Annotated in this window: 20 protein-coding genes; 18 read left to right on the forward strand and 2 right to left on the reverse strand. The window is 48.4% G+C overall.

All coding sequences use genetic code 11. From position 1 onward, the window contains the following. Positions 1–681: an alpha/beta fold hydrolase gene (locus M662_RS02980; RefSeq protein ID WP_008636437.1), complete on the reverse strand. Its 681-nt coding sequence runs from the start codon at positions 679–681 to the stop codon at positions 1–3. A 119-nt stretch (positions 682–800) separates the two neighbouring features. Here M662_RS02980 and M662_RS02985 point away from each other — a divergent pair, with 119 nt between their 5' ends. The 5 genes from M662_RS02985 (at position 801) to M662_RS03005 (ending at position 5,780) form a co-directional block, all read left to right on the forward strand. After that, positions 801–1,172: a VOC family protein gene (locus M662_RS02985; protein ID WP_008636440.1), complete on the forward strand. Its 372-nt coding sequence runs from the start codon at positions 801–803 to the stop codon at positions 1,170–1,172. Between the two features lie 137 nt (positions 1,173–1,309). Further along, positions 1,310–3,331, forward strand: a complete 2,022-nt coding sequence (locus tag M662_RS02990) for a penicillin-binding transpeptidase domain-containing protein (protein ID WP_051348993.1) — start codon at positions 1,310–1,312, stop codon at positions 3,329–3,331. 75 nt (positions 3,332–3,406) lie between these two features. Further along, positions 3,407–3,919, forward strand: coding sequence for a GrpB family protein (locus tag M662_RS02995; RefSeq protein ID WP_026578759.1), 513 nt, complete (start codon positions 3,407–3,409; stop codon positions 3,917–3,919). Positions 3,920–4,149: 230 nt separating this feature from the next. Then, entirely contained in the window at positions 4,150–4,575 is a 426-nt protein-coding gene (locus M662_RS03000; RefSeq protein ID WP_008640429.1) for a helical membrane plugin domain-containing protein, read from the forward strand. Between the two features lie 23 nt (positions 4,576–4,598). Then, positions 4,599–5,780, forward strand: a complete 1,182-nt coding sequence (locus M662_RS03005) for an NAD(P)/FAD-dependent oxidoreductase (protein ID WP_008640430.1) — start codon at positions 4,599–4,601, stop codon at positions 5,778–5,780. A gap of 365 nt (positions 5,781–6,145) precedes the next feature. Here the strand turns inward: M662_RS03005 and M662_RS03010 are convergent, their stop codons facing one another. Beyond that, complete coding sequence (locus tag M662_RS03010) at positions 6,146–7,540, reverse strand: L-cystine transporter (protein WP_026578758.1); 1,395 nt, start codon at positions 7,538–7,540, stop codon at positions 6,146–6,148. A 236-nt stretch (positions 7,541–7,776) separates the two neighbouring features. On the opposite strand from M662_RS03010, the gene M662_RS03015 reads away from it, so the two are divergent. The 13 genes from M662_RS03015 (at position 7,777) to M662_RS03075 (ending at position 23,092) form a co-directional block, all read left to right on the forward strand. Beyond that, a complete protein-coding gene (locus M662_RS03015) occupies positions 7,777–8,760 on the forward strand; it encodes a ring-cleaving dioxygenase (protein WP_026578757.1) in 984 nt (327 codons plus the stop codon). A gap of 87 nt (positions 8,761–8,847) precedes the next feature. After that, positions 8,848–10,086: a surface carbohydrate biosynthesis protein gene (locus tag M662_RS03020; protein WP_026578756.1), complete on the forward strand. Its 1,239-nt coding sequence runs from the start codon at positions 8,848–8,850 to the stop codon at positions 10,084–10,086. A gap of 179 nt (positions 10,087–10,265) precedes the next feature. Beyond that, a complete protein-coding gene (locus M662_RS03025; RefSeq protein WP_008633596.1) occupies positions 10,266–11,270 on the forward strand; it encodes a UDP-N-acetylglucosamine 4,6-dehydratase family protein in 1,005 nt (334 codons plus the stop codon). Positions 11,271–11,292: 22 nt separating this feature from the next. Further along, the gene (locus tag M662_RS03030; protein WP_026578755.1) at positions 11,293–12,768 is read left to right on the forward strand and encodes a hypothetical protein; all 1,476 of its coding nucleotides are present in this window, start codon (positions 11,293–11,295) and stop codon (positions 12,766–12,768) included. 72 nt (positions 12,769–12,840) lie between these two features. Next, positions 12,841–13,785 carry a dTDP-glucose 4,6-dehydratase gene (locus tag M662_RS03035; RefSeq protein ID WP_008633594.1) on the forward strand — a complete coding sequence of 315 codons (945 nt, stop codon included), beginning with the start codon at positions 12,841–12,843 and terminating at the stop codon, positions 13,783–13,785. A gap of 59 nt (positions 13,786–13,844) precedes the next feature. Next, a complete protein-coding gene (gene pseC, locus M662_RS03040; RefSeq protein ID WP_152522248.1) occupies positions 13,845–15,002 on the forward strand; it encodes a UDP-4-amino-4,6-dideoxy-N-acetyl-beta-L-altrosamine transaminase in 1,158 nt (385 codons plus the stop codon). Continuing rightward, complete coding sequence (gene pseG, locus M662_RS03045) at positions 14,999–16,045, forward strand: UDP-2,4-diacetamido-2,4,6-trideoxy-beta-L-altropyranose hydrolase (protein ID WP_051348992.1); 1,047 nt, start codon at positions 14,999–15,001, stop codon at positions 16,043–16,045. Before pseC ends, pseG begins: the two co-directional genes overlap by 4 nt. Then, on the forward strand, positions 16,038–16,556 hold the full coding sequence (pseH, locus tag M662_RS03050; RefSeq protein WP_008633591.1) for a UDP-4-amino-4,6-dideoxy-N-acetyl-beta-L-altrosamine N-acetyltransferase: 519 nt from the start codon (positions 16,038–16,040) through the stop codon (positions 16,554–16,556). The genes pseG and pseH overlap by 8 nt, the downstream gene beginning before the upstream one ends. Then, a complete protein-coding gene (pseI, locus tag M662_RS03055) occupies positions 16,547–17,596 on the forward strand; it encodes a pseudaminic acid synthase (protein WP_026578753.1) in 1,050 nt (349 codons plus the stop codon). The genes pseH and pseI overlap by 10 nt, the downstream gene beginning before the upstream one ends. Positions 17,597–17,609: 13 nt before the next feature. Then, a complete protein-coding gene (locus tag M662_RS03060) occupies positions 17,610–18,350 on the forward strand; it encodes a cytidylyltransferase domain-containing protein (RefSeq protein WP_026578752.1) in 741 nt (246 codons plus the stop codon). Positions 18,351–18,666: 316 nt separating this feature from the next. Beyond that, positions 18,667–19,632 (forward strand): AAA family ATPase, encoded by a 966-nt coding sequence (locus tag M662_RS03065; protein WP_008633584.1) that lies wholly within the window; start codon positions 18,667–18,669, stop codon positions 19,630–19,632. Continuing rightward, the gene (locus M662_RS03070) at positions 19,629–20,894 is read left to right on the forward strand and encodes a DUF58 domain-containing protein (RefSeq protein ID WP_026578751.1); all 1,266 of its coding nucleotides are present in this window, start codon (positions 19,629–19,631) and stop codon (positions 20,892–20,894) included. The genes M662_RS03065 and M662_RS03070 overlap by 4 nt, the downstream gene beginning before the upstream one ends. Continuing rightward, complete coding sequence (locus M662_RS03075; RefSeq protein WP_152413305.1) at positions 20,891–23,092, forward strand: transglutaminase TgpA family protein; 2,202 nt, start codon at positions 20,891–20,893, stop codon at positions 23,090–23,092. Before M662_RS03070 ends, M662_RS03075 begins: the two co-directional genes overlap by 4 nt. The last annotated feature ends 3 nt before the right edge of the window (positions 23,093–23,095 follow it).

The following is a 23,095-nucleotide window of genomic DNA, read 5'->3' on the forward strand; positions in this document are numbered from 1 at the left end:
CTACAAGCCTTGCAGGAAGGACGATGCCAATTTACTGCATGCTTCCGGTTGGTCCATATTTGCAGTATGGCCGGCGTTCGGAAGCAGACCGATCTGGATGGCAGCGTTACGTGCTTTCATATGTATGGCAGCTTCCCGTTCGTGCTTCTCTGTGCTTCCGTTTAATACGAGCGTCGGAGCGGTTAATTGCTCGATTGCTTCATCATCTAATGCAGGGTAGTGGAAGGTCATCCCGTGAAGTACGTTTCTCAATGTGGATTTCCATCTGTCCCCATGCAGGGCTTTGAACTGGTCGGCGAGGCTTCTCTCGTGTTCTTCGATGTGAAGGAAGTAGTCATATTGCTTGTTCATCACCTCTGTCAGCGACTCGGGGACCCTGGGAGTGTAGCCTGTCAGGATGATTCCTTCTACATATTGTGGAAGTTTGATCGCGGTATGAACAGCAAGCGAAGCTCCGAGGGACAATCCCCATAGGAAGCCCTTTCCTTCTTCCTGTATCCGTTCGATTACCCATTGGAGGGCTGACGGGAAGTATGGATCACCGGCATCTGTTGAGCAGGATCCATGTCCTGGTAAATCGAGGGGAACAAGTTCAAACTCTTCTTTTAAATGAATAAGCTGGCTTTGGAAGTGCGTTTCTGCTGTCCCCATGAACCCGTGCAGGAAATATAGTCGTTTCATTCGGTTCCTCCTCCTTCATCCATTCCATTATTTAGTATAGCAAATATCTAAAAGGGATTTAGTATGGATATATGGAATGTAAAAAGGGTAGACGTAAGAGAAAGAAGGAGTGTTTGGAAATGTATGAAGGGATTCATCATGTATCTATATTAATAACGGATCTGGATAGGGCGAAACATTTTTACGGGGAAGTATTGGGATTTCAAGAAAGTAAGGAACGCCCGGACTTCGGCTTCCCCGGTGCCTGGTATCAATTAGGAGAGACCCAAATCCATTTGATTCAGCACGAGGCAGGACAAGCGAGGAGAGATACGACGGAAATTGACTCCCGCGATGCCCACTTTGCTGTACGTGTACATAATGTGGAAGCATTCATAGAGAAGATGGAAGCGAATGATGTGGCCATGCTGAATAAGCCGCACAACAAAACAGAGTGGCATCAAGTGTTTATCTCCGACCCCGACGGCAATCTTATTGAATTCAATCGATAAACAGAAAGCACGTGGACCAGGAAAAAGGGCCGCGTGCTTTTTTACGAGCTGGATTCTTTTTGATACAGAATATTTTGATATACTATGTAAGAGATACTAGAGTTTTGTCAGAAGATGACAGAAGAAGGGGAGAGTTTATGAGGAGTTGGAAGCTATGGGCTGCAGTCTTGGTGTTTTTAAGCCTTGTTGCCTGCAGTCAGCAGCCGAAGCCTGAAGATACGTTCACGGCCTATATGGATGCCTGGGAAAACGGAGAGTACGACAAAATGTACGGATTGTTAAGTGAAAGTTCCCAGGGTTTGATGACAGAAGAAGAGTTTGTGGATCGCTATGAAACCATCTATGACGGAATCTCCATGGAGGACTTGGCGGTTACATATGATCTGCCCGAGGAGTCGGAAGACTATGGAGAGGGAGAGGAACCTTCCTTCGATTTTGGAGTGAAGATGGGATCGATCGGTGGAGAGATTGATTTCACTCATGCAGCAAATCTCGTGTTTGAAGAAGGCGAAGAAGAACGCTGGGCAATCGATTGGGACTCTTCCATGATCTTTCCTGGAATGAAGGAAGGCTATACAGTCTATGCCGATTCGCTTTCTTCCGAGCGTGGGGAAATCTTTGATGCGGATGGTCAGGGACTTGCCGTTAACGGAGAAGTCCAACGCGTCGGTTTGGTACCGGAGCAGATCGAAGAAGGACAGGAAGAAGCATTGAAGGAAGGGCTTTCGGAAGAGCTTGGAATGACGGTCGAGGCGATTGACGCGAAACTCGATCAGTCTTGGGTCGAGCCTAGTTCCTTCGTGCCGATTGGAGCAGTTGCAGCGGATGACGAAGCGAAAATCGAGGCGTTGAAAAAACTTCCGAAAGGGTTCATATTCAAGGCAGAAGGAGCAAGAGTCTATCCACTGAAAGAAGCTGCCGCCCATTTGACGGGGTACGTAGGAGCGATTACCGCGGAGCAGCTGGAGGATAGAAAAGGCGAAGGGTACTCCAGTACGAGCAGAATCGGTCAGGCAGGACTGGAAGCTGTTTTCGAAGATCGACTGCGCGGGACACCGGGAGGAAAGGTCGCCATCAGAGACGAGAAAGGCAACGAAGAAGAGGTATTGGCTGAAACAGAACCGGTAGCTGGAGAAGATGTTACGTTGACCATCTCATCCGATGTCCAGAAGAATGTCTATAACCAAATGAAGGATGACTCCGGCTCCGCTTCTGCCGTCAACCCTACGACAGGGGAAGTGCTGGCAATGGTCAGCGCACCTGCCTATGACCCCAACCAATTCATACTCGGCATGGGGGCTGAAGAGCGTCAGAAGCTTCAGGAGGCACCGGGAAGTCCATTGCTGAACAAGTTCACGCGGACCTATTCACCAGGATCTACGTTCAAACCAATTACCGCAGCAATCGGTCTTGAAACGGGAGCCATTGATCCGGCAGAAGAGCTTTCCATTCCTGATCGCACATACACACAGGACGGCTGGGGAGGATACTCTGTCACCCGGGTTCCTGGAGCCGCCGTCGATACACAAGTGAATCTGCGTGATGCACTCGTCCGCTCCGACAATATTTATTTTGCCCGGTCCATCCTGGAAATCGGAGGCGAAGCGTTCCTTAAAGGGGCAGAACCGTTCGGCTTCGGAGAAGATATTCCTTTCCCTTATCCAGTCGAGTCCTCTCAGATTCTGAATGCTGATGCATTCAAGGAGCAGGAGCCGCTGCTTGCCGATACCGGCTATGGGCAGGGGCAGGTTCAGATGAGCACGCTGCATCTGGCGATGACCTACACGCCGTTTATAACGGACGGTACGCTTCTGAAACCGACGTTGATAAAAGACGAAGGAGCAGGAGAACCGTGGCATGAGAACGTGCTATCGGAAGAGACGGCAGCAACCATTAAAGAAGACCTGCGTGCGGTTGTCGCTGATGAAGAAGGGACTGCCCATAAACCTGTGACAGAGGGCTTGTCGCTTGCCGGTAAGACAGGTACAGCCGAGTTGAAACAGTCACTGGAAGATGAGAATGGTCAAGAAAACGGTTGGTTTGTCGCTTGGGATACGGAATCCCGGGATCTCCTCGTTTCGATGATGATCGAGGATGTTGATAAAGGAAGTGCGGAAGTCGTTCCCAAAGTGAAAAAAGTATTCGAGCAGTCCTCTTAGAAGCAGTTACGTCCGCATGTGGTTATCCATATGCGGGCTTTTTTGCGGAACATATTAAAAAAGGGGGGAAAGACGTTGAAAGTGCGTCTGACCGATTATCAGAAAGAGTGGCAAACAAGATTTGAGGCAGAGGCCCGGCTGTTAACGCGGATATTCGGTAAAGAGATCATCTCCATCGAGCATTTCGGGAGTACCGCCGTTCCTGGCATGAAAGCTAAACCGGTCATCGATATGATGGGGCTTGTACGCAGGATAGAAACGGTCGATGGCTATGCATCGTTGTTGGAAGCAGAGGGATATGAAGCAGCAGGGGAATGGGGGATTGAAGGAAGAAGGCTGTTCCGGAAGGGCGGCGATCAGCGAACCCATCACCTTCATTTCTACCAGCAGGATAATTCCCAGATTGACAGACATTTAATTCTAAGAGATTACCTGCTTCAACACCCGGAGGAAGTGGAGGCGTACAGCCGGTTCAAGGAAAAACTGGCTGCCATTCATGAAAGCACGAGCGGATACAGTCCCGCAAAAAAGAATTACGTTGCGCAATTGGAAAGAAGGGCGCTTGCATGGAGGCGTGACAGGGAATAGAAGTACAAGGAGAACCGGTGCAGCCGTACAGAAAAGAACTAAAAAGTAAAAAAAATACATTTATAACATTTTGTTAACCCAGCATTCTAACATAAAATGACTTATTTTGCTTGTATGTGTTGTAATTCACATAATTATATTTTACTCTATTATAGTCGGAGAAAATATTTTAAGAGATATAAATTATCTAATTATAAATTAGCTATATGCTAAAAAAAGGAGAAGTGGATATGTCAGAATTGACTAGAGAACAAGGCGAACAGAAAGCCGTCACTCAAGATGAACGTGAACTGTTGGATCAACTTTCCAATCCAGAGGTCCAGGAATCTTTGACCACTTTGGTGAAAGAACTTCCTAAGCTTACAGAATTGGTAACGATCCTTTCAGCTTCTTATGACACGGTGCAGTCTTTTGCGACAGATGAAGTGTTGAAAGAAGATACGGCAGGATTCCTTTCTGAAATCGTAGAACCTGTGAAAACTTCTGTGAAAGATGTAGCTGCTACAGCCATCGAAGCGAAGGATCAGGCAGAGAAGAGCAACGAAGTCATCGGACTATTCGGTCTTCTTAAGATGCTGAAGGATCCACAGGCTCAGAAGCTTTTCCGTTTCGTTAATGCGTACTTGAAAGTTTCAGCAGAACGTAACCACAAATAAATTCTGGAAATGGGGGAACCAACATGTCAAAAAACATAGTCATTCTAGGCGGCGGATACGGCGGATTGCTGGCTGCTCAAAATGTCCGCAAATATATGAGTGAATCAGAAGCGTCCATCACGCTGATCAACAAATTCTCTACTCACCAAATCATTACGGAACTGCACCGTCTTGCAGCGGGTAACATCTCTGAAAAAGCAGCAGCTCTTCCACTTGAGAAACTGCTTAAAGATAAGTCTGTTGATATCAAGATCGCTACAGTAGAGTCCTTCTCTGTAGATAACAAGCAAATCAAACTGGATGATGGCTCCGAGCTTACTTACGATGCACTTGTTGTAGCACTTGGAAGTAAGACAGCTTACTTCGGTATTCCTGGTCTGGAAGAGAACAGCATGGTATTGAAGTCTGCGGAAGAAGCCAACCGTATTCGTAACCACGTAGAAGATCGTATTCGTACGTATGCGCAAACGAAGGACGAAGCTGATGCAACGATCCTTATCGGCGGCGGCGGACTTACAGGTGTTGAGCTTGTTGGTGAACTTGCTGACGAAACTCCGAAACTTGCCCGTAAATACGGTGTGAACCCGTCTGACATCAAGCTTAAGCTTGTTGAAGCTATGCCTAAGATCCTTCCGATGCTTCCGGACAACTTGATCCAGCGTGCAACGGAAAGCCTTGAGAAGCGCGGCGTGGAATTCCTGACGAACCTTCCTGTCACGAACGTAGAAGGAAACGTTGTCGAATTGAAAGATGGTCAGAAGATCGTTACAAACACATTCGTATGGACTGGTGGAGTCCAAGGGAATCCGCTTGTCGGAGAATCAGGCTTGGAAGTCAACCGCGGCCGTGCAACGGTCAACAACTACCTTCAGTCTACTTCTCACGAAGACGTATTCGTTGCCGGAGACAGCGCTGTTTACTTCAAACCGGGTGAGGAGCGTCCTCAACCGCCAACTGCCCAAATCGCTTGGCAGATGGGTGAGCTGATCGGCTACAACCTATACGCTTACTTGAACAAGAAAGACTTCGAAGAGTTCAGCCCTGTTAACTCAGGTACGCTTGCAAGTCTTGGCCGTAAAGATGCGGTAGCTTCTGTAGGTGGCAACGCAACACCACTGAAAGGACTTCCTGCTTCTGTTATGAAAGAAGCGAGTAACGTCCGCTATCTTTCCCACATCAAAGGTCTTTTCGGACTTGCTTATTAAGAAATAAGGAAAGTATAAAAACCGCAGTGCTTGTATGCACTGCGGTTTTATTTTAAGGGTGGAGGAGAGATCGGGCTCCGGGGAATGGGACGCTTTCCACGGGGCGGCCGGTGAGCCCTTCGAAGTCTGCCCATTTCCCACCACCCTCTACCGAAATTGACCTCCTTTACTTAGTTACAGGTAAGGTGAGTTTACACTTGAGGAAGAAAAGGTCGTATTGAATTCCATATAGATTCTTAAACGCTTAAGTTTGTAGACAACTAGAGACCCGCAGGGCTTGTATGCACGGCGGTTTTATTTTTGAGTGTTATTGTGTAAATAGAAAAGAAGCACGGTTCCTTATAGGGGACCGTGCTTCTTTGGTGTTAGACTGCAATATCTTTTTCAACGGCGTTCTTATCGTTAAACCGTTCGGTGTTCAGTTTTTTCAATACGCGGGAAGTAAGGGTCCCTGACGTCATGGATCCATTGACGTTAAGTGCTGTACGTCCCATGTCGATCAGCGGCTCCACGGAAATCAATAGTCCGGCAAGCGCGACCGGCAGGTTCATGGAAGAAAGGACAATCAAGGCTGCAAATGTTGCCCCGCCGCCGACACCTGCGACACCGAAGGAGCTGATGGCGACAATCAGTACCAGCTGGATCAGGAATCCGGGGCTGAGTGGATCGATACCGACGCTCGGTGCGATCATGACAGCGAGCATGGCCGGATAAATCCCTGCACAGCCGTTCTGGCCGATCGTGGCACCGAAGGAAGCAGACATATTGGCGACTCCTTCATCTACACCGAGGCTGTTCTTCTGGGCAGAGATGTTAAGCGGAATCGTTCCGGCACTGGAGCGGGAAGTAAAGGCGAACCCGAGTACAGGGATGACTTTCTTCAAATAGGTCATCGGATTTAATCCGAATGCTCCGATCAAGATCAGGTGGATAACAAACATGACACCTAATGCAACGTAAGAAGCTAACACGAATTTACCTAATTCCAATATTCCGGCGACATCCGTCTGTGCAACGGTCGTTGCCATAAGACCGAGAATACCAATCGGCGTCAGACGAAGGACGAGGGTAACGATACGCATGACCACTGCGTAAACAGCGTTGATCCCTTTGATAAAGATTGCTGCCTGTTCCGGCTGTTTCCGACGGACGCCGAGGACGGCGATCCCGACGATAGCAGAGAAGATAACCACTGCAATCGTAGATGTTGCACGGTCTCCCGTCATATCAAGGAACGGGTTCGCAGGAAGGAATTCCAAAATTTTCTGCGGCGTGCTCAAGTCAGCAACTTCTGTTAGCGTGTCTTCTAAGTAAAGACCGCGATCCTGTTCGGCTTGACCGGCTTCGATTTCGCCTGCATCCAGACCGAAGAGTAGAGAGCTTCCGATACCGACGAGTGCTGCGACTGCTGTCGTACCTACCAGGATCCCGATGATCCACAAGGAAATCTTGCCGAGTTCCGAAGATTTTTCCAAGTTAATGATCGATTGGATGATCGAAACCATAACGAGTGGGATGACGATCATCATTAAGAGGCGGACATACCCGCGTCCCGCGATGTTATACCAATCAGATGTTTGGGAAACGACGTTGGAGTCAGCTCCGAAGACGAGCTGCAGGTACACGCCGAGCAGTACTCCTAATCCTAAACCTGTAAACACGCGTTTACTGAACGACACGTGTTTTTGCTGCATACGGATAAGTACGAAAATAAAACCTAATAAAATGGCTATATTCAATAGAAGAAAAAATGTATCCATATTTTTGACCTCCTTTTATTTTTTAAAACCTTTAATCCTTATCAACTTTGTAAGGATTTAAACTTACAGGATGAACCAGTCCTTGTCAACCATGTATTCAGCATATCTGTATAAAAAGATATGTTACGGTAAATCAGGGTATGAAAGACGTTTGATTGACATGAGCGGGCACATGTAATATATTTATCTTGAAACTGAGATAAATAAGTACGTTTTATGATATAGGAGGGAATGAAATGAACGAATTAAAAGGGATTCACCATGTAACTGCGATCACGAGTAGTGCAGAAAAGAATTATGAGTTCTTCACGTACGTACTTGGTATGCGTCTTGTGAAGAAAACGGTGAACCAGGACGATATTGAGACGTATCATTTGTTCTTTGCCGACGATGAAGGGAATCCCGGAACGGATATGACCTTCTTTGACTTTCCGGGCATACCGAAAGGAACACATGGAACGAATGAAATAGCGAGGACTTCCTTCCGTGTGCCTGATGATGAGGCGCTGGAATACTGGGTGAAACGATTCGATCGTCTGGATGTGAAACACAGCGGCATTAAAGAGAGATTCGGGCGCAGGGTGCTCCCGTTCGTAGATTTCGATGATCAGTCGTATGAGCTTGTGTCCGACGAGAAGGATAACGGCGTCGCTCCGGGGCAGCCTTGGAAGAAAGGACCGATTCCACTGGAATATGCCATCCGCGGCCTTGGCCCTCTGCACGTGCGGGTAGATAATGTTACCTATTTCAAAGAAATGCTGGAGAAGGTACTGCTGTTCCGCGAAGTCGATCAAGAAGGATCTTTCCACTTGTTTGAAGTTGGAGAGGGTGGGAACGGCGCTGCCGTGATCGTTGAGTACAATACGATTCTCCCTCCGGCGAGACAAGGCTTCGGTACGGTTCACCATGCCGCTTTCCGTGTCGAGGACAGAGAGGCGCTGCAGGAATGGATCGACCGTCTGCCGAGGTTCGGATTCCGCACCTCCGGATTTGTGGACCGCCATTACTTCGGATCGCTGTACGCTAATGTTGCACCGCAGATTCTGTTTGAATTCGCGACGGACGGTCCTGGGTTCATGGGGGACGAGCCGTATGAAACGCTTGGCGAGAAGCTTTCTCTGCCACCGAAGCTGGAGCCGAAGCGGGAAGAAATAGAAAATTATGTCCGACCGATCGATACGGTCCGCAGTACCAAGGTATTGGAAAAAGAACAGGAATAAGAAGATATCCCTGATGCATCCCGCATCAGGGATATTTTTATTCCCAATCTCATACGGTTGGAGTAAACGGTCGGGGAGGGAAGGCATGTGGTACGCACACATTGGTTGTATCTGCCTGTAGAAATGAAAGCCCGGGAACTGCACGCCAAGCTTCTATTAGGCTATCATGCCTTGAAGGAAGGGTACTCCGTGCTGATCGGTGAACATAGAAAAGTGGAAGAAGCGTCCATGCAGCTTCCGCCGGGCGTTTTTCTTGCAAAAGGATGTACTCCGGGTTACCGGAAGAAAGTGTTGACTTCTGCAAAGGCCAATGGTCACGGTGTTATGGAACTGGATGAAGAAGGTTTGATTTTCTCTGATGCTTCCAGGTATATAAGGCAGCGGATGAGTGCCGGGCAGTTGAAAAACCTTGATTATATCTGCTGTTGGGGTCCGTATCAAAAACATACCATTGAACGGGCTTATCCGAATCTTTCTGTTCCCTGCACCATCACGGGCAATCCCCGCTTCGATCTTCTTAGTCCGGGATATCGGGGTATTTATCAGGAAGAGGCTGATTTGCTGAAGAAGACACACGGAAACTATCTATTAATAAACACTAGATTCCCCTTATATAACGGAAATAAAGGAATAAAAGAAGGAGATCTCTCGGCGGAGACTGCCTATATGAAGGACTTATTTCATGCCTTTGTTTCCTTGGTCAGGCAGATGAGCAAAGAATGCAGCGACCGAACGGTTATTGTCCGACCTCACCCTGGAGAGAACAGCACGACATATGAGCGGCTTTTCAACCATCTGCCCAACGTGCGAGTCATCAGTGATGGTAATGTGATTCATTGGCTGCTCGGGGCGGAGGCTGTTATTCATAATGGATGTACGACGGGAATAGAGGCTTTCCTGCTCGACAAATTGGTGCTGGCATATGTTCCTTTTTCTTCCCCATTCGATGTTGACTTCCCGAATGATATCAGTACGCGTACAGCAACGATCAAAGAGCTGCAGAAGTGTCTGGATGAGAAACCACCTCCTTCGAAAGAAGCAGAACGAATCTTTTCCCGGTATTACGGGCTGACGAAAGGGGATGTATCCTGGCCGTATGTGCTCGATATCATAAAGCGTATATCTCCTCCCAAGGCTGCAGTGCCTAATATACGCCGTCTTCGCTTCGTGCCGGATAACCGAGAGAAAATTCGGCATGTTTTTCCTTCATTGACGAAGCGTGAGCTGGATGCGTTTCTTTACAAAATCAGTTTTCAGGAAGGTGATCCGATTCCTGTAAAGACACAGATGCTTGCCGATCGCCTCTTTCTTCTGTCACCATCCTGAAGTTGAAAGCGTTGAACCTCAAGGGTTGAGCGCTTTTTCTAATTCTTTGGTAGGCTGCAATCTATTATTTTCACCGAGTCCTTCCTTTGGAATATATATAGTAGTCAAGAGATATAAAAGTATGCCTTATTTCCCGAATGATTCACTAGTTTGATTTGATGGAAGGAAGAAGGGATGGAATGTTTTTTAAAGGAAAGAAGATTTTAATCATTGGAGGTACCGGAACAATTGGTTCCAGTATCGTGCGGCAGTTGCTGCAGGAGTCTCCTGCTGTCATCCGGGTATTCAGCCGTGATGAACATAAACAGCATGAGCTGCATAATGAACTGGGTCCAAGGCAGAATCTCCGGTTTCTTATCGGGGATGTAAGAAATTATGACCGAGTTCATACCGCTATGCATGATGTCGATTATGTGTTTCACCTGGCAGCGATGAAGCATGTTCCTGCCTGTGAATACAATCCATATGAAGCGGTGCTTACGAATGTGGAAGGGACTCATAATGTCATTAAGGCAGCACTGGCAAAGGATGTAGAGAAAGTCGTATTTACAAGTACAGATAAGGCGATTTCCCCGACGAATACGTATGGGGCGACCAAGCTGACCGCAGAACGTCTGATCACATCGGCGGAATACAGCAAAGGGAGCAGCCGTACGGTTTTTGCCAGTGTACGCTTCGGGAATGTCATGGGTTCCAGAGGATCCGTCATTCCGCTGTTTAAGAAACAAGTAGTCGATAAGAAGAAAATTACGGTGACGGATCGGCGGATGACCCGGTTTATGATGACGCTCGATCAAGCGACAAATTTGACGATACAGGCGTTGAAGGAAGCGAAGGGCGGCGAAGTGTTTGTGCTCAAGATGCCGATCATTGCCCTGGAAGATCTCTACACGCTCGTTATTAAGGAAATGTGTCGGAAGTATCAATGGAAGACTACAGACATTCAAATTGAGGAAATCGGACTTCGTCCGGGCGAGAAAATGTATGAAGAGCTGATGACAGAGGAAGAGTCGGTGACGGCATGGGAGCTCCCGGGGATGTATGTCATCCCGCACCCGATCAAGAAAGAACAAGCATATCGCAGCGCCAGGAAGGCGAAGCCGGGTACGTACAGCTCCTCCGGTCTTCCTCCCATTACCATAGAGGAATTATATCGCTTATTAAAAGAAGAGGGATTACTGTAAACAGGAAAGAGAGGAGGTTCGTATGAACATATTTGAAAGCAATTATTGGTCTGCTTATCTAGATTTTTTGGAAGATTTTCAAAGTCTTCAATATAAAGGGTACACCATTGCCCATCTTTGTCACTTCCGGAGTCTCATCGGCAAGAATGCTAAAGTGCTGGCGGCTCTTGAGAAAGCAACATTCAGGAAAGTGCTGCGTAATAGAGTGACAGACTCTACGCAGGTGCAGGCAGTTTTCAACCACTTTAAAGCGAGTCATCAAGTACCTGTGAATAAGAAACCGAATGGCAAGATCATCTTTCATGACGTGTACAACTTGATGAGAATTCCGAATGAAACGTACACGAAATATTTCCAAAAGCATCGAACGCTTATAGTAAAAGAGAAGGCAAGCAAATTAAAAGAAGAGAAGCTGAAACAGAAGAGCGCCATGAAAAAAGGTGCGCGGATGAAGAAGAAAGCACCTTCGAAGACGGTGAAGAGTGCTTCGCCACCGGTTCAATATTTCGATGCGTACCAGAAGCATCCCCGGACATCTGCGATCAGTCAGGCGAAACTGCATGCGACGAAATTGCTGAAGAAATTTCCAAACCACCCAATATATCAAGATGCCAATTTCAGAAAAGTACTTTGGATTCAAATCAGTAAAATCATTTTACGTGTGGAAGAAGCGACTCAGCTGTTCCGCTCTTTATCTGTATCCGCCATCGTCGTTCCTTCTACGCACTATCCGGAAAGCAGAACGTTCGTTATGGTCGCTGCCAAACATGGAGTGCCGACCATTTGTATGCAGCACGGCATCATTTCCGGTGAATTCGGATACCTTCCGAAAATTGCAGATGTGGATGCTGTTTACGGCAGATTCGAAGTGGATTGGTATATATCGAAAGGGGTGAAACCGAAGGGCGTTGCCATTATCGGTCATCCTCGCTTCGATTTGATTCATAAGCCGGCAAAAAGCTCCAAAGCGAAGCTGGTCCGTCAGCTGGGGCTGGATCCGAAGAAGAAGACGGTACTTGTTATCGTACGCGGCGGTTCCCAGGTGAAAAGCTGGCGGAAGTTCCTCGATCGTCTGCACGGGAAGAGTAAAGTGAATATCGTCGTGAAGGACTATCCGAGTTCCAAGTCCCAGCGTCTCGTCAAATCCAATCCCTATATATTCTCCGCGCAAGGTCTTCAACTTTATGACCTCCTTCATTTATCCGATGTTGTTGTGTCCTACTCCTCGACGGTCGGATTGGAAGCGATGCTTGCAAAGAAACCGGTATTCATTCTGAATGAACCATTTCCCGGCTATTCGGGATACTATACGATTCTTGGGAAATTAGTCCAAAGCAACCCGGTGCGGCTGGCGGATCTCGTCACGTCCTACTTTCATACGAACGATATGAAAGTATATGTTCGTAACAAAGAGAAAGCGTTTCTTGACCGTTCTTATAATCAAAAACACCCTGCCGGCAAGCGGCTGGCTGGTCTCATTCATCATATGACTAATTAAGATGCTTCTTTCTATGAATAAAGCCCTTTTCTTAGAAATATGTATGGACAATATAAGGGAGGGGTGTGCATTTTGAACATTCTTGTGACAGGCGGCGCCGGTTTCATCGGCAGATGGGTCGTCCGAAAACTGCTGGAAGACGGGCACCAAGTATGGGTGCTGGATGATTTATCAAATGGACGTATTGAGAATATGGAAGAATTATTGTCCCATAAGAACTTTCGAGCGTTCATCCATGGCGATATCAAAGACGAAGCAACCGTGCAAGCCTTGTTTTATCCGGGGATCGACCTTTGTTATCATCTGGCTGCAAGCATCAATGTCCAGGATAGCATCGATGATCCGGTGACGACGTTCCATAACGATACTATCGGTACATTCTATCTGCTTGAAGAATGCCGTAAACGTAACGTGAAAATGGTATTCATGAGTACCTGTATGGTTTATGACAGGGCTGTGGACGACAAAGGGATTGCTGAAAGCGATCCGATCAAGCCGGCATCCCCGTACGCAGGCGCTAAGATTGCAGCGGAAAATATGGTGTTGTCGTATTATTACGCTTACGATCTCCCTGTGACAGTCGTCCGGCCGTTCAACACGTATGGGCCTTTTCAGAAGACGGGAGGAGAAGGCGGCGTAGTGGCCATCTTCATTAAGAACAAACTCCATGGTCTGCCGCTGCAAATTTATGGAGATGGACGTCAGACACGCGATTTATTGTATGTAGAAGACTGTGCCGGTTTCGTCGTGGAGGCGGGGTACCAGAGTGAAGTGGACGGCGAAATTGTCAATGCCGGTTTAGGAAGGGACATTTCCGTTAATGATCTGGCCGCATTGATCGTAGAAGATGAATCGCGTATTGAACATATCGAGCATATCCATCCACAAAGCGAGATTCCGAAACTTCTCTGTGATTACAGGAAGGCGAAGAGACTTCTGGATTGGGAGCCTGCCGTTACATTAGAGGAAGGCATCCGTCGTACGGAAGAGTGGATCAAGACGACTAAACTCATTTAAAGGGGAACGGTCCATTGGGAAAGTTAGCGATAGTAGGGGGGAAGCCTGTCCGTGATTCGATGCTTGCCTACGGCAGGCAGTTTATTGATGATGACGATATCGACGCTGTCGTGAACGTCTTGAAAAGTGATTATTTAACGACTGGGCCGACCATCGAGCGCTTCGAAAAGGAACTCTCGGAATATGTCGGCTCTTCGTATGCCGTTACTTTCTCAAGCGGAACGGCTGCCCTGCACGCCGCATGCTTCGCTGCCGGTGTGACAGAGGGGGCGGAGGTGATCACGACGCCGATCACTTTTGTCGCAAGTGCCAACTGTGTCCTTTACAGCGGTGGGACACCTGTATTTGCGGACGTCGATCCGATTCATTACAATATCGATCCGGTATCCGTGGAAAAGCTGGTGACGGAGAAAACGAAAGCCATCATACCTGTCGACTTTACGGGACAGCCGGCAGACTATAAAGAGCTTCGAAGAATCGCCGACGAGAACGAGCTGGTGATCATCGAGGATGGTGCCCATGCTCTCGGTGCGGAATACGAAGGGAAGAAAGTCGGTTCGTTCAGTGATATGACGATGTTCAGCTTCCATCCTGTCAAACATATTACGACGGGAGAAGGTGGTGTGATCACGACGGATAACCCGGTTTTCTATGAGAAATTGAAGTTGTTCCGGACCCATGGCATCACTCGTGACACACATCAGCTCGAACAAAATCGGAAGTCCTGGGAATATGAAATGCAGTTCCTCGGCTATCACTACCGCATGACGGATATCCAGGCAGCTTTAGGAAGCAGTCAGCTGAATAAATTGGAACGCTTCCTTACTTTGCGAAGGGCTTATGCGGCGAAATATGACGAGGCTTTCCGCAACTTGGAAGGAGTCGAAATCCCATGCCAGCTGAAAGATACGAAATCAAGCTGGCATTTATATGTTCTTCGTTTAAGTGGGAAGCTTGCTCCGTTGAGGACGGAAGTGTTCGAATCCCTGCGGGCGGAAAATATCGGAGTGAATGTCCACTACATGCCTGTCCATCTTCAACCTCATTACCAACGACTTGGATATGGGCCGAACCAGTGCCCTGTTGCGGAGGAATTGTACGAACACATTCTCACACTGCCTCTATTTCCTGGAATGTCAGACGAGGACGTGAAGGATGTCATTACAGCCGTCCGAAAAGTCGCCGGTCACTTCAGCGGGAAAGCAGGGAAACCATGAGAATCGGTTTCCGGGCTGATGCGTCCCGTTCCTTGGGGACCGGGCATGTGATGCGTTGTGCCACGCTCGCCGAACAGTTGAAGAAGCAGGGGGTGGATGTTTTTTTTATGTGCAGAAAACGTCCCGGGGACCTTGTGGATTGGCTGATGGAAGCCGGTATGGATGTTCATATGATCACAGGTGCAGACCCGGTGTCCTGGGAGGAGGACGCGGCTAGATGCGTGCAGGTTTTGGATAATATAGGAACGGTGGATTGGCTCGTTGTCGATCATTATCTGCTGGATGCCCGGTGGGAGGAAGTCTTGTCTGCCCGTGTCGGCGGGGTGATGGTCATCGATGATTTGGCTGACAGGCCTCATAGGTGTGGTGTGCTGCTCGATCAGAATTTGCACAAGGCTGGGGAAGCGGGGTATGCCAATCTCCTTCCACAAGGCGCCACCTGCCTTTTCGGTCCTGCGTATGCCTTGCTTCGTGAAGAATTCTATCATTATGACAAGAAGCGTAAAGAACGCTTGGGACGTCTTGATCGAGTGCTTGTTTCCTTCGGTGGCAGTGATCCGAATAACGATACTTGGAAAGTTGTGCAGGCGTTAAAGCGGCTTGCGGATACACCGAAAGTCGATGTCGTGGTAGGAGGCGCTTATCCTTATAAACAGGAGCTCCGCAAATTCTGCCAACAGGAGAAAATGTCCCTGCACGTCCAGACGAAACGGATGGCTCGGCTGATGCAGCAGGCAGATGTAGCTTTCGGTGCAGGTGGGAGTTCTGTGTGGGAGCGGTGTTATATGAAACTCCCGACTGTTGTCATCGAAGCTGCTGATAATCAGACGGGTGTACTATCGGCCCTTAAAGAGAGGGGAGCGGTTTTATACTTAGGGAGGAGTGAGCAGGTGACGACCGATCAAATCTATGAACAGCTTGCCCTGTTGAAGAACGATCCGTCCCTTCTCGTGAATCTGTCAAGAGCGGCGGGGGCTTTAATGGAGAAGCATCGACCGCATGCCGTTGCAGACTTTTTGACAGGAAGGTCTCCTGATGACTGAGTACACGCTTAGAGATGTGGAAGAGAAGGACTGGAGGCAGATTTGGACGTGGCGGAACAGAGAGGAAATCCGCCGACATATGTATAACAATCAACCCATTGAGTGGGATAGTCATCTCGAATGGATGAAGAAAGAGCAGAAAAATACCCAGGCTCATGCGAAGATCTTCGTCTCCGGCAAACGTCCGCTTGGCTTTGTTCGATTTTCCGATATCGATCGTGTGCATAAGCGGTGTCTTTGGGGGTTCTATATCGGAGACCCGGCCGCGCCTAAAGGAGCAGGGACAGAGATGGGGAAGCTTGCCCTTGATTACATTTTTAAGCAGGAACCCGTCCAAAAAGTATGTGCAGAGGTTCTGTCTTCGAATACAGGCAGCGTTCGTTACCATGAGAAGCTTGGTTTCGTGCAGGAAGGAAGACTTTGCAGCCATTGGAACAGAGGGGGAGTGTTTCTTGACGTGATACTTCTGGCACTATTCAAGGAAGATTGGGAGGGGAAGGAATGGAGATGAAAGTGGGCGATCGGTATATCGGTGAAGCCCATCGGCCGTTCATCATCGCAGAAATGTCCGGGAACCACAATCAATCGTTGACGCGTGCCCTTGAAATCGTTGATCGCGCGGCGGACAGCGGTGCTGATGCATTGAAAATCCAGACATACACGGCAGATACGATGACGCTGGATCATAAAGGGGCAGACTTTGAAATTAACCAGCAGGACAGTTTGTGGAAGGGCAAGCGCTTGTATGATCTTTATAAGGAAGCTTATACACCGTGGGAGTGGCATGAAAAGATATTCGAGCGCTGCAGAGAACGAGGTATCATTGGGTTCAGTACCCCGTTCGACGCCTCATCGGTCGATTTCCTCGAATCGCTTCATGTCCCTATGTATAAGATTGCATCCTTTGAAAATACGGATCTGCCATTGATCGAGAAGGTCGCTGCCACAGGGAAACCGGTCATCATATCGACGGGGCTTGCGACAGTCGCCGAAATAGCAGAAATGACGGCTGCTGCGCGGGGAGCCGGCTGTCGGGATTTAGTGCTTCTGAAGTGCACCAGCAGCTACCCGGCAACTCCGGAGAATTCCAATATCCGAACCATACCTAATATGAAAGAAGTGTTCCGTTGTCAAGTCGGTCTATCGGACCACACCCTCGGTACAGGGGCGGCGGTTGCAAGTGTCGCTTTAGGTGCGTCCGTCATCGAAAAGCATTTCACCTTAAATCGTAAGGACGGAGGCGTGGATTCTCAATTCTCCCTGGAACCGGAGGAGATGAAAGCACTCGTCACGGAAACGGAACGGGCATGGGAAGCGCTCGGATCTGTTCGTTACGGACCGACAGACAGCGAAAAAGGGTCGGGCAAATACCGGCGCTCTCTCTATATTACAGAAGATATGAAAGCCGGTGATGTGTTGACAGAGTCGAATCTCCGGGCTATCCGCCCAGGATTCGGCATGCCGGTGAAATATATGGAAGTGCTGCTCGGGAAGAAAATCAATGCCGATCTGGTAAAAGGGACACCGATGTCCTGGAAGTGGATTGGATGAAGGGAGGAGTCACGTGAAAGTCGTCGCCATCGTGCAGGCGCGGATGGGATCGACTCGTCTGCCCGGTAAAGTATTAAAGCCGATTCTGGGAAAACCAATGCTTGTCTATCAAATCGAGCGGATGCAGCGTTCGAAGCTGATCGATCAACTGGTCATCGCTACGACCGAGCATGTCAGGGATGACCCGATCGTCGAGCTGTGCCGATCTGTAGGAGTGGCTTGTTACAGAGGGTCGGAGGATGATGTGCTGGAGAGATACTATGAAACGGCAGCGGCTTTCGATGCAGACGCTGTCGTCAGGCTGACAGCGGACTGCCCGCTGATCGATCCCAACGTGATAGACGATGTCGTCGCTGCTTACGTCCGCCGCGCACCTGCGTTTCAGTATGGTTCGAACACGGAGGTGCGGACTTATCCGCGGGGGATGGATACAAGCGTGTTCTCTTTCCAAGCGCTGGAGGAAGCATACAAGGAAGCGGTGCAGCCGGCGGAACGGGAACATGTCACGCCGTTCATCATCCGCCATTCTGAACGGTACTCGAGTTTCCACGTGACATATAAGCGGAATGCCAGTTCTCATCGGTGGACGGTGGATACAAGCGAAGATTTCGAGCTTGTGAAAAGAATTATCGAACACCTTTACCCAAGCAACCCGGGGTTTTCAATGGAAGATGTCCTTAAAGTCATCGCTGATCACCCGGATTGGGAGGATATCAACCGTCATATCGAGCAGAAGGACCCAGGATCGTCCTGACTATACAGACAGCCCCGGCCATTTTGGCCGGGGCTGTTTTGCCACCTTATTTATATGTCTATAACCTTCGTCTCTTATTTCTGCGGCGTACTTTTTTATTTCTATTTGCGATGGCTTGAATCAAAGATACCATATTGGGTAAATAATGTTAATAGATTTAATAAATTTTACCAATGAAGCATAGGACGGCTGGGGCGACCTTTTTGTCGATAATATCCAGATGTTCGCATCTTTTGTCCATTAAGAATCAATATAGTATAGTTAAAGATAAGCGTGATAATTCAGAAAAATAGTTCGTTTGAAAGGGGTACACCGAATGACGCAGCAGACATTTCTGTATCAACCGAAAATATCGGAAGTACTTAAAAATATGAGACGGGTCATGATTGGGAAAGAAGAGGCGGCACTGTTGAGTGTTGTAGCTCTGCTTGCCAGAGGCCATGTGCTTCTGGAGGACGTTCCCGGTGTAGGGAAAACGATGCTTGTAAAGACGTTGGCGAAGTCGCTCGACTGCCAGTTCAAAAGGATCCAGTTCACTCCGGATCTTCTGCCGAGCGATGTGACGGGTGTATCCATTTATAATCCGAAAACATTAGAGTTCGAATTCCGTCCCGGTCCGATTCTCGGTAATATCGTCCTGGCAGATGAAATCAACCGGACATCCCCGAAGACACAGTCCGCCTTATTGGAAGGTATGGAAGAAACGAGTATTACGGTGGATGGCAATACGGTGCCGCTCAGCGATCCGTTTTTTGTCATGGCAACACAGAACCCGATCGAATATGAAGGGACCTATCCGCTGCCGGAAGCACAGCTTGACCGCTTCCTGCTCAAGATGAAAATGGGGTATCCATCTGCCAAACAGGAGATGGAAATGCTGGCAAGGACATCGGAAGGACATCCGATCGAGGAGATTACTTCTGTACTCAACCGCGAGGAGCTCGTTATGCTTCAGGAAGATGTCGACCGTGTTTATGTCGATCGGACAGTCAACCGATATATCGTAGATTTGGTGACAGGGACGAGAAGCCATGAAGGGGTGTATCTCGGGGTAAGTCCGCGTGGTTCGATCGCCCTTATGCGGGCGGCGAAGGCCTATGCATTCATCCATGACCGGGATTATGTCATTCCGGACGATATACAGTACCTGGCTCCGTATGTCCTTTCCCATCGGATGATCCTTACTTCCGAAGCACAATTCGAAGGAGCGAGCGCCGAGTCGATCATTGATCAGCTGTTGACGGCTACATCCATTCCAGTGAACAGGAACGTAGGTGAATGAGACAAACGGTGTCCTTCACTGTAAAACTCGCGATCGTCCTCCTGCTCTTTGGTGTCCTGTTTTCCTATGCAATGTTTCAAGGCGGCTTTGTCAGCTGGTTTCTCTTCTATGCCTTTCTTCCTTTTCTTCTTTATATGCTGGGCGTCCTGCTTTATCCGATTAACAACTGGAAGATCGACCGCCGCCTGTCCAAACGAACGGCGATGGGAGGAGAAACGGTGGAAGTAGAAGTGACGATGACGCGTCGGTTTGCTTATCCGATCTATTACTGCGTCATCGAGGAATACCTGCCGGAATCTTTGAAACGAATGGATCAGCATCTTGATAAGTTCAAAGATTTGGAGCGGGATGAGGCACTTCTGGAAGACAGAAAGGTAAAGCGTGTCGTTTTTCCCTGGTTTAGAAGGAAAATCAGCTATCGATATGAATTGGACAAGCTTCCCCGGGGCGAGCATCAATGGAAAGCCGTCCGGATTAAAACCGGGGACTTCTTTGGTTTTGTCACAAAAGAACACGTGTACAGGGAAGCGAGCGCTCTTTTGGTCTTTCCTTTTATTCGTCCGGTCAAAATGAAGGAGCGCGTGTACAGCTTTGAACAAGGAGCAAGTCCCTCTTTCAAATTGAATGAGAAGCATACGAACATGGTAACAGGAGTAAGGGAATACATGCCCGGAGACAGATTTGCCTGGGTCGATTGGAAGACGACAGCCAGAAAAAATGAAATGATGACAAAAGAATTTGAACAGGAGAAGAGCGTCGACATGGTGCTCATTCTGAATACGGTCCGGGAAGAAGGAATGAACGAGTTGAGCTTTGAAGGAGCTGTAGAGTTTACAGCATCTCTGTTGAATACCTTCCACAAAAAAGCCGCTCCCCTCGCTTTTATGACTCTCGGGGGAGAGAGGAAGTACTTTCCGTTTCACCAGGACCATTCCCATCACAGCCAGATACAGGCACATTTGGCGAAAGTCCGTCCGATGGAGAGTGCTTCTTTTGCTGAACAACTGGAGCGGGGACAGAAACAGGTGCCGGCTGGAATTATGATGATGATTATCAGCCATCATCTGGATAAAGATCTGCAGGTAGCTCTTGTCAAACTGGCTAAGAAGAGCAAGCGCCTTCTCTTTTATTACGTACATCCATACAATCGAATCGGACTTCAGGAGCACCAGACGTTAAAGCAGTTGAAAAGAGAAGGTGTGACGGTGGAACTGCTGACGGAAGAGCAGCTTGTGAAGCCTGGATTTGAGGTGAGTACATGATGCAGGACCGGCAGACGTTCTACTATCGGCTGGCTTTATATGTAATTGGTTTTTTACTGTTTTGTGAGTGGTTGCGGCCGTTGGAAGAAATTTCGGAAACGAATGATACGAGGATCTTCTTCCTCTATGCGGGATTCTGCTTCTTTCTCTCTTTTCTGCAGGTGCCTTGGTGGATTTCAGTCCCGCTGAAAGGATTGGGACTTGCCTTTATTCTCGACGGGATGTATATAGCGGAACGAATTTTCTCGCCGGAGTGGTTTTCGGTCCTCTATGATCAAACCGTTTTCAATTTTGAGATGATGCTTTCCCAGGAATGGTGGCAGATGACGCCGCTGTTTCGCAGCTTGTTGTTCCTTATTCTTCTGTGGTTAATGAGTTACTTATTGTATTACTGGTTCGTTATTGCAAGACGTATGTTCTTTTTCGTTGTTCTTACCTTAGTGTTTATAACCGTAACCGATACGTTTACAACGTATGAAGCTGATTGGGCTATCATACGAACCTTCATTCTTGGAATGGCGGCACTCGGTGTTTCGAGTTTCTCCAGAGAGATGGACAGGGAAGAGATTCCTTTCAAGGATTTCAGGCGTGCGAATGTCTGGATCCTTCCCCTGATCGGAATTATCCTCCTGTCTTCCGCAATAGGATACGCAGCTCCGAAACTTTCCCCTCAGTGGCCCGATCCACTTCCATACCTGCAGAGTGCGACAGGCGGTGAGGGTGGCAGTGGAACGGTCCGGAAAGTAGGGTACGGGGAAGATGACAGCTCGCTTGGTGGTTCCTTCGTCCAGGATGATACACCGATGTTCCGTGCTACGGTGGACGGAGATCGTTATTGGCGAATCGAATCGAAGGATACTTACACAGGAAAAGGCTGGGAAGATACACTCGCTGAGCCTGTGGACACGGTAAACCCATCCTCGATTCCTTTTGAAACGTTCACGAACGCCGTGGAATCCGAAGAACAGAGTGCTCTCGTGCAAATGACGGAGGATGCTCCTTTCCGTAAGCTCGTCTATCCATACGGAATTACCGGACTTGTAGAGTATCCGGAGCAATATAACCTTGCAGTCCATGAAAATACCGGGGAAATGGATACGATTTACAACGGGTCGGAAGCGAAGATGAATACGTATGTGCTGAATTATGACTATCCTTCCTTTGAATACAACCAGCTGCGGGAAGCAGACGGGGAAGATCCGGAAGAGATTCAGGACCATTACCTGCAGCTTCCGGATAATCTTCCGAACAGAGTCAGGAATCTTGCCTCCCAAATTGTCGAAGGGGAAGACAACAGGTATGATCGTGCCAAAGCGGTGGAGTCCTACTTTGCAGCAAACGGGTTCGAATATTCGACGACGGATGTTGCCGTTCCGAGAGATAATCAGGACTATGTCGATCAATTCCTGTTTGAATCACAAGTAGGGTATTGTGATAACTACTCCACTTCGATGGTGGTGCTGCTGAGGTCGGAAGGGATTCCTGCCCGTTGGGTGAAAGGGTTCACTGGTGGGGAGCGTCTCGGTGCGGAGGAGAATCCTTTCGCAGAAAACGAAGTCCAGAACGTTTATGAAGTGACAAGTGCCAATGCCCACTCCTGGGTGGAGGTTTATTTCCCTGAAATTGGGTGGGTTCCATTCGAACCGACGCAAGGGTTTTCCAATAACGCCGATTTTTATACAGATATCGAGCAGGATACGGAGACGGAAGAAAGCGATGCTCGTGAGCAGGAGACGACTCCTGAGGAAGGAGCCGGAAATCCTCAGGAGATGGAAGAGGAAGAGAACAGCTCGGATTCTGCTGCGCTGGAAGGTACATCTTCCGAGCAGAACGGAATGTGGGGTTGGATCATACTGTTTGTCCTTGTGATTCTGGCCGCTGTCCTCGTTTTCTTGATGAGATATCGTTTGCTTGCCTTTTTCTATATCCGCAGGCTTCGTCAGACGAATAAGGAAGATACGTTTGAGAAGGCCTATGCGTTTCTGTTAAAAGCGCTGCACCATAAGGGTCTGAAGCGCAAACAGGATCAAACCCTCCGGGAATACGCGGAAGAGGTGGACCGGCGTTATCAGTCGAACGAGATGCGCCGACTGACGAATCATTATGAACGTCTCCTCTATGGAGGAGGGGACTCTATGAAGCGCTGGCCGGAAGTCACTGAATTATGGGAAAATTTAATTAAAAGGACATTGTCTTGATTA

The sequence above is a fragment of the Bacillus sp. SB49 genome (assembly GCF_000469135.2).
Lineage (GTDB): Bacteria > Bacillota > Bacilli > Bacillales > Halobacillaceae > Halobacillus.

Excerpts from the sequence above, each read along its gene's own strand:
- M662_RS03010 (WP_026578758.1), bottom strand. The coding sequence starts at position 7,540 with ATGGATACATTTTTTCTTCTATTGAATATAGCCATTTTATTAGGTTTT.
- M662_RS03030 (WP_026578755.1), top strand. The coding sequence starts at position 11,293 with ATGAACATATTTGAAAGCAATTATTGGTCTGCTTATCTAGATTTTTTG.
- pseC (WP_152522248.1), top strand. The coding sequence starts at position 13,845 with ATGCTTGCCTACGGCAGGCAGTTTATTGATGATGACGATATCGACGCT.
- M662_RS02990 (WP_051348993.1), top strand. The coding sequence starts at position 1,310 with ATGAGGAGTTGGAAGCTATGGGCTGCAGTCTTGGTGTTTTTAAGCCTT.
- M662_RS03000 (WP_008640429.1), top strand. The coding sequence starts at position 4,150 with ATGTCAGAATTGACTAGAGAACAAGGCGAACAGAAAGCCGTCACTCAA.
- M662_RS03025 (WP_008633596.1), top strand. The coding sequence starts at position 10,266 with ATGTTTTTTAAAGGAAAGAAGATTTTAATCATTGGAGGTACCGGAACA.
- M662_RS02980 (WP_008636437.1), bottom strand. The coding sequence starts at position 681 with ATGAAACGACTATATTTCCTGCACGGGTTCATGGGGACAGCAGAAACG.
- M662_RS03075 (WP_152413305.1), top strand. The coding sequence starts at position 20,891 with ATGATGCAGGACCGGCAGACGTTCTACTATCGGCTGGCTTTATATGTA.
- pseH (WP_008633591.1), top strand. The coding sequence starts at position 16,038 with ATGACTGAGTACACGCTTAGAGATGTGGAAGAGAAGGACTGGAGGCAG.
- M662_RS02985 (WP_008636440.1), top strand. The coding sequence starts at position 801 with ATGTATGAAGGGATTCATCATGTATCTATATTAATAACGGATCTGGAT.
- M662_RS03070 (WP_026578751.1), top strand. The coding sequence starts at position 19,629 with ATGAGACAAACGGTGTCCTTCACTGTAAAACTCGCGATCGTCCTCCTG.
- M662_RS03005 (WP_008640430.1), top strand. The coding sequence starts at position 4,599 with ATGTCAAAAAACATAGTCATTCTAGGCGGCGGATACGGCGGATTGCTG.
- pseI (WP_026578753.1), top strand. The coding sequence starts at position 16,547 with ATGGAGATGAAAGTGGGCGATCGGTATATCGGTGAAGCCCATCGGCCG.
- pseG (WP_051348992.1), top strand. The coding sequence starts at position 14,999 with ATGAGAATCGGTTTCCGGGCTGATGCGTCCCGTTCCTTGGGGACCGGG.
- M662_RS03065 (WP_008633584.1), top strand. The coding sequence starts at position 18,667 with ATGACGCAGCAGACATTTCTGTATCAACCGAAAATATCGGAAGTACTT.
- M662_RS03015 (WP_026578757.1), top strand. The coding sequence starts at position 7,777 with ATGAACGAATTAAAAGGGATTCACCATGTAACTGCGATCACGAGTAGT.